This is a genomic window from Coprococcus sp. ART55/1, from assembly GCF_000210595.1.
Taxonomy (GTDB): Bacteria; Bacillota; Clostridia; order Lachnospirales; family Lachnospiraceae; genus Coprococcus; species Coprococcus aceti.
Genome location: NC_021018.1, coordinates 3,029,638 through 3,038,984, shown reverse-complemented (window position 1 = coordinate 3,038,984; position 9,347 = coordinate 3,029,638). Strand labels below are relative to the sequence as shown.

The window sequence follows — 9,347 nt, the reverse complement described above, 5'->3', positions numbered from 1 at the left end:
TTCGGCATGTCGTTTTCTCGTCCCGTTTTTGTGCATGGGGTAAAATCGGTTATCTTATGTTCTACATTTTATTTGTCTATGGGGTAGAAATTCACCTTATGTTCCAGCTTAAGTTTTGTGCAGGGGTAACAAATTTTTTATCCCTGAAAATGCCCACAAATGGCTGAAAATCAGCGTTTGACTGAAAATGCAGAAGTTGCTTGAAATGCGTTGAAAACGGCAGAAACACTAGCTATAATGCGTTGCAAGCAGATCTGTTAAATGTCAAAAATTTGGAGGTCGATTGTGAAGAAATATATAGATATCCAGGTGGTAAGGGAAAGAGAAACAATGCTCGATGACATCACATTCCCGGTAAACACAGGGGCATTTCAGGTTGGAGATATCATCAGTATCACGGAAAAAGTGGATGGGGCCAATGCAAGTATACGGTATGACGAAAAAGAGGATGTCCTCAGAGCGTTCAGCCGTAATAATGAGCTGAGTAAGGAACAGAACTTAAGAGGATTCTGGGAATATGTTCAGAAAATGGACAAGGAACCATTTGCAAGGTATCCACATTACATATTTTTCGGAGAGTGGCTTGTGAAACATACGGTGATATATGAAAAAGATAACTATGACAAATTTTATCTGTTCAGCATATTCGATGGAGATGCTGATCAGTGGCTGTCTCAGGACTCTGTGAAATCTATTGCAGATGAATGTGGCATTCCATATGTACATGAACTCTATTATGGGAAATTTATAAGCTGGGAACACTGTAAACAGTTTGCAAATGATCCTGCCTATGGAAAAAAGCAGGAGGGAATTGTCATAAAGAACCAGACGGCTCTTTTGGAGGGACGTGAGCCACATGTTTTGAAGTATGTAAATCCAGAATTTTATGAGATAAAGGTGGATAACCGCAGGCAGAATATGAGGAAAAGGGATGATCAACAGAAAAAAGCAGACATGGATGAGGCAGAAAGATATGCTCGAACGATCGTCACCGAGGCCAGGGTGCGGAAAATAGTAAATAAGCTTGTGGATGAAGGAATAAATTCCCGAAAAAATTGAGAGGAAGGATTTGCAGATTATTTATAAGAATCTTCCAAAGAGAATTTATGAAGACTGCCTGAAAGAAGAACCCGAAATCATTCAGAAGGCGGGAAACTATGCCGGAAAGATGTGTATGAAGGTTGGGATAGAGATATTCAGAAAAGAATGGAAAATTTGATACACGGCTATAAGCGTAAAGAGGAACATTTAGATTTTTAAACTACGGGTTCATAGCCAATCAGCCGGATGTGATATAAACTAGGGCATATCAATAAATGAATATGCGGAAGATTTGAAAGATATGAGCAGATACCGAAGACAAAGCTTATGAGACGTTGTCCGGTTGCGATACGAATAGACGGCAAGGCATTTCATACATATACAAGGAATTTTAAGAGACCGTTTGATTCTGTTTTTATGAGAGCTATGCAGGCAGGCGGTTAAAGAAGAGGGTACGGAGGATCCCAAATATATCAAAGTCCTTGATAAGGCCTGTGAGACTGGGGCGATGTTTGATTCAAGATGCTTCAATATACCGAAGGAAGAGGTGACGAATCTCATATATTGGAGGCAGCTCGACGCATCCCGCAATTCGATACAGATGGTTGGACATGCCAATTTCTCACAGAAGCAGATGCATGGCAAGTCCACCGGTGATATACAGGATATGCTGATGCTTGAGAAGAATATAAACTGGAATGACTTTTCGGTGACATGCAAGAGAGGAAGCTGCTGCATCAGGGGACAGGCAGATGAAGTCCCGTCATGTACAGGAGACAGCAGCAACGAAAATTCCAGAGGATGGATGATAGACAATGATATACCGATATTCAAGGGCGAGGAAAGAGAGTATGTTGACCATCTTATATATATTGGAGAGCAGTAAAAACAGAGAGTATTGGAATAGCAGGTTAAAAAACTAACAGGATAATAGAGTAATGTAATAGCATAATATCAAAGGGGTGTAAAAAATATGGATCGCAGAGAGATGAACAGAAGTATATTTCAGGATACAGAGCGCATGTGCAAGACGGATGCTGAGCTTTCAGCTGTCACAAAGATATCGGTGGCAAATCAGCGCTTTATAGCAGAGGCGGAGGTTATACCAACGCCTGAACTGAATATTTACAAAAAGGCAAATGTGGTTGTCTCAAAGAAGAGAACCTATGAGGCGGCAAAGGCCTATAAAGGGAATCATGTAGCAGTGCATAACTTTGCATCAGCGACAAATCCAGGCGGCGGAGTTGTAAATGGTGCGGGGGCGCAGGAGGAATGTCTCTGCAGATGTTCCAATCTGTATTTCTGTCTGAACACCCCTGATATGTGGGGAATGTTCTACACACCGCACAGAGCGGCGCATGATCCAATACATAACGATGACATCATATACACTCCAGATATCGTTGTGTTCAAGACTGATACAGATCGTCCGGAACTAATGGAGCGTGATGACTGGTATATAGTTGATGTGATCACATGTGCGGCGCCAAATCTCAGGGAAACCCCCAGCAATAGATATAATTCCGGAGATGGAACGAGAGCGGTGACACCCAGCAATAGAGAACTTCAGGTCATCCATGAGAAAAGACTCAGAAGAATACTTGACAGCGCGGTTATAAATCATGCAGACACAGTAATACTCGGGGCGTTTGGTTGCGGAGCATTCTGTAACGAACCGCAGGTCGTGGCAACTGCTGCGGCAAATGTGGTGAGGGATTATATGTACGCATTTAAGAATATCGAGTTTGCTGTATACTGCAGACCAAGCGACGATTCCAATTACAGAGTGTTTAATAGCGTATTAAGTTCATTGTAAAAAACAAACTGGTACGAGAGAAGACTTGAGTATGCAAAGGCGAACATAAGTCTGCCGGATGAGCCGGATTACAAGGCAATTAAATAAAGGAGTGATTTTGAAATGATTTATATTACAGGCGACTGTCACGGGAGGTTTGGGAGATTTATGTCAGGAGGATTTTCCTGCTGCCCGGATCTAACTGAAAATGATACAGTGATCGTATGCGGGGATCTTGGTTTGCTCTGGACAAAAGGAGAGTCCTTTGAACAGGACTGTGAATTCTTCGCAAAGCAGTCATTTACACTTCTATGGGTTCAGGGAAATCATGAGAATTACAATATGATAGATGAATACCCGGTGGAGAAGTGGCATGGTGGCAAAGTGCGGCATATAGTCCGTGATAAGGTGATACTTCTTGAGCGCGGACAGGTATTCGATATAGAGGGAAAAAGATATTTTACGTTCGGAGGAGCACAGAGCCACGATATAAGCGGTGGCGTGCTTGATAAGGATGATCCTTTGTTCGAGCATAAATATAATTTGGCAATGGGGAGTGGCAGACCGTTCAGAATATTGAACACATCATGGTGGAAACAGGAGCTTCCGACAGATACAGAGATAGAGGAAGCAAGGGTAAATCTTGAGAGCTGTGATTACAAGGTCGACTATGTCATAACCCATTGCGCATCAAACACTATACAGCTGAAGCTTGAAGATATAAAGAGGATGCATGGACGCCTGCATGAATTGTACGCTCAGAATATACTGACGGATTTCTTTGAGGAACTTGAAGGAAAACTTGAATATTCCATGTGGTACTTCGGACATTATCACGAGGATATGTACGTGGATACGAAGCACAGACTTATATATTATGATATGGTGCCTGTGGTATGGAATTAGTTCGTTAGAGATAGCAAATATCGTGATGAACAGATCATATTTGAAGAGCCAGATGTTAAAAATCACCTGAAATAAAAGGGGATAACATATAAATGTAATTATTAAAATAAGGAGGATACGAATATTATGGAGAAAATGATAGTGACAAGAGCTCTGGATGAGAGAGACCTTCTGATAAAGAAGATCAATGATGCCATAGACAGAGCCAGTTTTGTGACAGTGAAAAAGACATCAGATGATATCGTTATCGGTGGTAAGAAGAGCGTGCAGGAGTTTGATGACGAGGCGAGGGCGGATCTTCAGAGTATAAGGGATCTCATAAGCAGATACAACAGGCTTGATGCAGCGATCCTGCTTGCAAATGCCACTACGGATATAGAGGTGGCAGGGGTGACCATGACGAGGGCAGCGGCAATCAATCTCAGAAAGACTTTACTTGGAAGAAGTTTCTCAAATACTAACTTTGATGACGCTCTTATCAGAAAGATAAATAACGATTTCACCAAGGCCAAGATGGCTATCAATAAGTCACAGGAGAATGCCGACAGACAGAAGGAGGCCATGAGTACAGCGCTTGCTTCAAGTGATAAGAAGGTTCTCAGTGACGACAGTCTGAAAAGCATATCTGCCTACTGCGATAATCTTGTATACAGCATGGTGGATCCAATTGACGCTGAAAAGGTTGTTGGAGACTTACAGGGCAGACAGGATGAGCTTAAAGCTAATCTTGAGAGCGCTATAAGAATATCGAACGCGACTACATATGTAGAGTTCTGATATTTCAGAACGGACAGGTAAATTCTTCATAAGTATTGCTTACAGTACGAATAGCTTCTATTCAGTCCGCAGCACACGGCGATAAGTGTGTACTTAAGCGTTTATACCCAAGTGGTTTAAGGGAATGGCTAAACAGTCATAGGGCAAAAATATTTGCCGCGAGGGTTCGACTCCCTCTAATCGCGCCAAAATTATCTTGTTGGTCAAATGGTAAGACAATGCTCTGCAACAGCATGAATACAGGTTCGATCCCTGTACAAGAACCCAAATGGTATTCTTCTTTAAGGAAGGCGGGCTTGAACTGTTAATAGTCACCGGTTAATAGATAATGGGTATTGGTTAACTTATAAGAGTGTTGAATAGATATCAGATATATAATAATTGTTCTTTAGGCATCAGAATATGATGCTGAAATCCATGAGAATGGTTAATGGAGGTGCTGACTGATCAGCCCGAAGCTGCCCACATGGCTGTACTGTAAGCAATATTTATAATTTTGCCTGTATTTTCAAAAGTGTTATACAAATTTTAGAAATAATTAATTGAATAAATCCTCCTTGTGATATAAGGTTAGAATAATATATATGATAATGGCGTTTCTGTATTGTGTCAGACATATATATCCTAAAAAATATCACAAGGAGGATTTTTATATGAAAGAAGTAAAACAGCCAAAGAAGCCGCTGATATTTTATTATCTGATAGTGCTTATCATAATAATGGTTCTCAATTTCATATTTGTCCCATGGTTTGCTGAGAGAAGTATAGAGGAGGTGGACTATGGTACGTTCATATCCATGACAGATGACAAGAAGATCGATGAGGTAGACATTGAGGCACAGTCAAATGTCATCTATTTTACAGGCAAAGATGACAAGAAGGTGTATAAGACTGCTATGGTGAGTGATGAGAACTTAACCGAGCGACTTTACAAGTCGGGAGCCAAGTTCTCAGGTCAGGAGATCAAGCAGACATCACCGATACTCAGTTTTATACTCAGTTGGATCGTGCCTATACTTATATTCACATTACTTGGAAGAATGCTTGCCAATCAGATGATGAAGCACGCCGGAGGCGGCAAGAATTCCATGATGTTTGGAATGGGCAAGAGTAATGCGAAGATATATGTTAATTCCACAGAGGGAATAAAGTTTACAGATGTCGCCGGAGAGGATGAGGCGAAGGAGAATTTGACTGAGATAGTTGAGTATCTTCACAATCCTGGAAAGTACAAGGAGATCGGCGCTTCCATGCCAAAGGGTATTCTTCTTGTGGGTCCTCCGGGAACAGGTAAGACCATGCTTGCCAAGGCTGTAGCCGGAGAGGCGAATGTACCTTTCTTCTCAATGTCCGGTTCAGAGTTCGTTGAGATGTTCGTAGGTATGGGTGCTTCAAAGGTAAGGGATTTGTTCCAGCAGGCAAAGGAAAAGGCTCCATGTATAGTGTTCATCGATGAGATAGATGCCATAGGTAAGAAGAGAGATGGACAGATAGGCGGCAATGATGAGCGAGAGCAGACACTTAACCAGCTTCTCACCGAGATGGATGGATTCGAGGGCAACAATGGTGTCATCATCCTTGCAGCAACCAACAGACCGGATTCACTTGATCCTGCACTGCTCAGACCGGGAAGATTTGACAGACGAGTACCTGTGGAACTTCCGGATCTCAAGGGACGTGAGGATATACTTAAGGTTCACGCCAAGAAGGTCAAGATAGGAGACAATGTAGACTTCAATAAGATAGCCAGAATGGCATCAGGAGCATCTGGCGCCGAGCTTGCAAATATTGTAAATGAAGCGGCACTCAGGGCTGTCAGAGCGGGCAGAGGCTTCGTGACACAGGCCGATATGGAAGAGAGCATAGAGGTCGTAATTGCAGGTTACCAGAGAAAGAATGCGATACTTACAGACAAGGAGAAGCTTGTCGTGTCATACCATGAGATCGGACATGCGCTTGTAGCTGCCAAGCAGACTGATTCGGCGCCAGTCCAGAAGATAACCATAGTTCCTAGAACTTCAGGAGCCCTTGGTTACACCATGCAGGTCGATGAGGGCAATCATTACCTTATGACCAAGGAAGAGATTGAGAATAAGATAGCGACACTCACAGGCGGAAGAGCTGCAGAGGAGATAGTATTTGGATCTATTACAACGGGAGCCTCCAACGATATAGAACAGGCAACAAAGCTTGCAAGAGCTATGATCACCAAATACGGAATGAGCAAAGATTTTGATATGGTAGCCATGGAGGTAGAAACTAACAAATACCTTGGCGGTGATTCATCACTTTCGTGCTCGGCAGAGACGCAGACACTCATAGACAAGAAGGTTGTGGAGCTTATAAGAAAGCAGCATGAGAAGGCGGCAACCATTATCCTCGAGAACAGAGCGAAGCTTGATGAGCTTTCCAATTATCTGTATCAGAAGGAGACGATCACAGGCGAGGAGTTTATGAAGATATTGAATTCATGATTCTCTTAGATATAATTTCAGTTACCGGGTGCTGGCATTTTACAATTCCGCACCCGGTAACCATAAGATAGACTTGTACTGGATTCAGAATAGTAGTATTACGTCAATTCCTCGTGGTCAAGCTCCAACAGTTTGAAATGATTCTTTTTGAACTCTATAAGTCCTTCACTCTGCATGTTGGACAGCTCCTTTGACAGTGCGGTTCTGTCGACATTCAGGTAGTCGGCAAACTGTTCCCTGTTAAATGGGATATCGAACTCAGTTGTTCCAAGAGAGCTGGCAAGTCCTGAGAGATAATAGCTGACACGCTCACGTATCTTCTTTGGCTTTATATAGAAGATATGAAGAGAGAGTGTGAGACTTCTTCTCGATGATAGGAGAAGAAGATTCTTCAGCATTTGCAGATGCCACGGATAACTGTTGTATTTGCCGGACATGATATCCTGTGCGTTGAGCAGGAATACGATAGTAGGCTCTGTTGCTCTTGCGTCGATCATGAGTTTGTGTCCGGACAGGGCGTATGTTTCACCGAACACCTTTCCAGGAAGTGCTGAACTCAGGATACTTTTGGAGCCCCAGTAGTCAACATTCTCAACAATCACCCGGCCTTTGATGACTATTCCAAGCTCCTCGGTTATTTCGCCGGCTTTGAATATAGTGGAGTTGTATCTGTAATAGTGTTCGCGCAGGATCCCGAGATCCATCATGGTTTTGATATCGGCTTCCGAGATTCCTTTAAATGCCATCATGTTGAGTACTTCAGACAATTGATATTGAGGAATTTTAAGTTTCATACATAACCTCCATCTTATTATTTATTTCTATGCAGAGCAGCAGTCTGCAGCGTAGTATATTATAGTGACAAGGTGTCATGATGCAGGGGTGCGATCAGGCTTTCAGCTATAGGATGTATATTTTTTCAAAACACAGTATATTGTATATGTGTAATAAATTATCCCTTGTCCATACACAATATATATTATTCATATATTTTCTCAAATTTTTTCAAAAAAAGTTGTTTAAATCTTCATTACGTGGTTATAACAACCGAATTTATGAGTAAAGTATAATATACTTACAAATGAAAAGCAAGGAATGTGATAAGCATTATTGAATTATAGAAGATTATTCTGTATAATAAGTAAATAGTGTGTCACATTTTCACATATTAAAACACTGAAAGGAGAAATTTTATCATGTTACAGAACCAGGAATGGGAATCATTCACAGGTAGACTCTGGAAGGAAGAGTGTAATGTAAGAGACTTCATCCAGAACAACTACACACAGTACGATGGAGACGAGAGTTTCCTTGCAGCCCCAACAGATGCTACTAACAAGCTTTGGGATAAGCTTCAGGCACTTCAGAAGGCTGAGAGAGATAACGGTGGAGTTTTAAAGGAGGATGCTGATGTTGTATCAAGCATCACATCTTATGGCCCAGGCTACATTGATCCAGAGACAAAGGATCTTGAGCAGATTGTAGGTCTTCAGACAGATGAGCCACTTAAGAGAGCATTTATGCCTTATGGTGGTATCAAGATGGCTGAGGAGGCTCTTCAGATGTATGGATATACTCCAAACGAGAACTTCCACAAGATCTTCACTGAGTATCACAAGACACACAACCAGGCAGTATTTGATGCTTACACACCAGAGATGCTGGCAGCTCGTCATACACATATCGTAACAGGACTTCCTGACACATATGGTCGTGGACGTATCGTAGGTGACTACAGAAGAGTTGCTCTTTACGGTATTGATCAGCTTATCGCTTGGAAGGAAGAGGATAAGGCTAACTGTGGCGATGGCAACATGTTTGATGATGTCATCCGTCAGAGAGAAGAGCTTTCAGAGCAGATTAAGCGTCTCAAAGAGATGAAGGTTATGGCTCAGTCATACGGATATGACATTTCAAAGCCAGCTTCAAACGCTAAAGAGGCTGTTCAGTGGTTATACTTCGGATACCTTGCAGCTATCAAGACTCAGAACGGTGCAGCTATGTCAGTTGGACGTGTATCTACATTCCTTGATATCTACATTGAGAGAGATATTAAGGCTGGTAAGCTTACAGAGGCTGAGGCTCAGGAGCTTATCGATCATTTCACAATGAAGCTTCGTATGGTTAAGTTCGCAAGAATTAAGTCATACAACGAGCTGTTCTCAGGAGATCCTGTATGGGCTACTCTTGAGGTTGGTGGTATCGGTGTTGACGGACGTTCAATGGTTACAAAGAACGATTACAGATTCCTTCATACACTTGAGAATATGGGACCAGCTCCAGAGCCAAACCTTACAGTTCTTTACTCATCAGCTCTTCAGGATACATTCAAGAAGTATGCTGCTAAGATTTCT

At 42.1% G+C, this 9,347-nt stretch carries 10 protein-coding genes, 1 tRNA gene and 1 pseudogene; 11 read left to right on the top strand and 1 reads right to left on the bottom strand.

Annotation, left to right across the window (positions count from 1 at the left end; translation table 11 throughout):
• The first annotated feature begins 285 nt into the window (after positions 1–285).
• The 10 genes and pseudogenes from CCU_RS13660 to ftsH all read left to right on the top strand — a co-directional run bounded on the left by CCU_RS13660 (position 286) and on the right by ftsH (position 6,993).
• A complete protein-coding gene (locus tag CCU_RS13660; protein WP_243440907.1) occupies positions 286–1,059 on the top strand; it encodes an RNA ligase family protein in 774 nt (257 codons plus the stop codon).
• 10 nt (positions 1,060–1,069) lie between these two features.
• The gene (locus CCU_RS14235; RefSeq protein WP_243440906.1) at positions 1,070–1,219 is read left to right on the top strand and encodes a hypothetical protein; all 150 of its coding nucleotides are present in this window, start codon (positions 1,070–1,072) and stop codon (positions 1,217–1,219) included.
• Positions 1,220–1,368: 149 nt separating this feature from the next.
• On the top strand, positions 1,369–1,485 hold the full coding sequence (locus tag CCU_RS14875) for a tRNA(His) guanylyltransferase Thg1 family protein (protein WP_238050312.1): 117 nt from the start codon (positions 1,369–1,371) through the stop codon (positions 1,483–1,485).
• Between the two features lie 64 nt (positions 1,486–1,549).
• On the top strand, positions 1,550–1,927 hold the full coding sequence (locus CCU_RS14225; RefSeq protein WP_015535051.1) for a hypothetical protein: 378 nt from the start codon (positions 1,550–1,552) through the stop codon (positions 1,925–1,927).
• Between the two features lie 87 nt (positions 1,928–2,014).
• Positions 2,015–2,857: a TIGR02452 family protein gene (locus tag CCU_RS13650; protein WP_015535050.1), complete on the top strand. Its 843-nt coding sequence runs from the start codon at positions 2,015–2,017 to the stop codon at positions 2,855–2,857.
• Between the two features lie 102 nt (positions 2,858–2,959).
• On the top strand, positions 2,960–3,742 hold the full coding sequence (locus CCU_RS13645) for a metallophosphoesterase (protein WP_055279917.1): 783 nt from the start codon (positions 2,960–2,962) through the stop codon (positions 3,740–3,742).
• A 126-nt stretch (positions 3,743–3,868) separates the two neighbouring features.
• On the top strand, positions 3,869–4,519 hold the full coding sequence (locus tag CCU_RS13640) for a hypothetical protein (RefSeq protein ID WP_004854102.1): 651 nt from the start codon (positions 3,869–3,871) through the stop codon (positions 4,517–4,519).
• A 97-nt stretch (positions 4,520–4,616) separates the two neighbouring features.
• A pseudogene (locus CCU_RS13635) lies at positions 4,617–4,707 on the top strand.
• A gap of 5 nt (positions 4,708–4,712) precedes the next feature.
• A tRNA-Cys gene (locus CCU_RS13630) sits at positions 4,713–4,786 on the top strand.
• A 386-nt stretch (positions 4,787–5,172) separates the two neighbouring features.
• Positions 5,173–6,993 carry an ATP-dependent zinc metalloprotease FtsH gene (gene ftsH, locus CCU_RS13625; protein WP_015535048.1) on the top strand — a complete coding sequence of 607 codons (1,821 nt, stop codon included), beginning with the start codon at positions 5,173–5,175 and terminating at the stop codon, positions 6,991–6,993.
• 98 nt (positions 6,994–7,091) lie between these two features.
• Here ftsH and CCU_RS13620 read toward each other — a convergent pair whose 3' ends face one another.
• Complete coding sequence (locus CCU_RS13620; RefSeq protein WP_055222757.1) at positions 7,092–7,787, bottom strand: Crp/Fnr family transcriptional regulator; 696 nt, start codon at positions 7,785–7,787, stop codon at positions 7,092–7,094.
• Positions 7,788–8,189: 402 nt separating this feature from the next.
• Here CCU_RS13620 and CCU_RS13615 point away from each other — a divergent pair.
• Positions 8,190–9,347 (top strand): pyruvate formate lyase family protein (locus CCU_RS13615; RefSeq protein WP_305803650.1); only part of this gene is annotated, 1,158 nt, incomplete at its 3' end.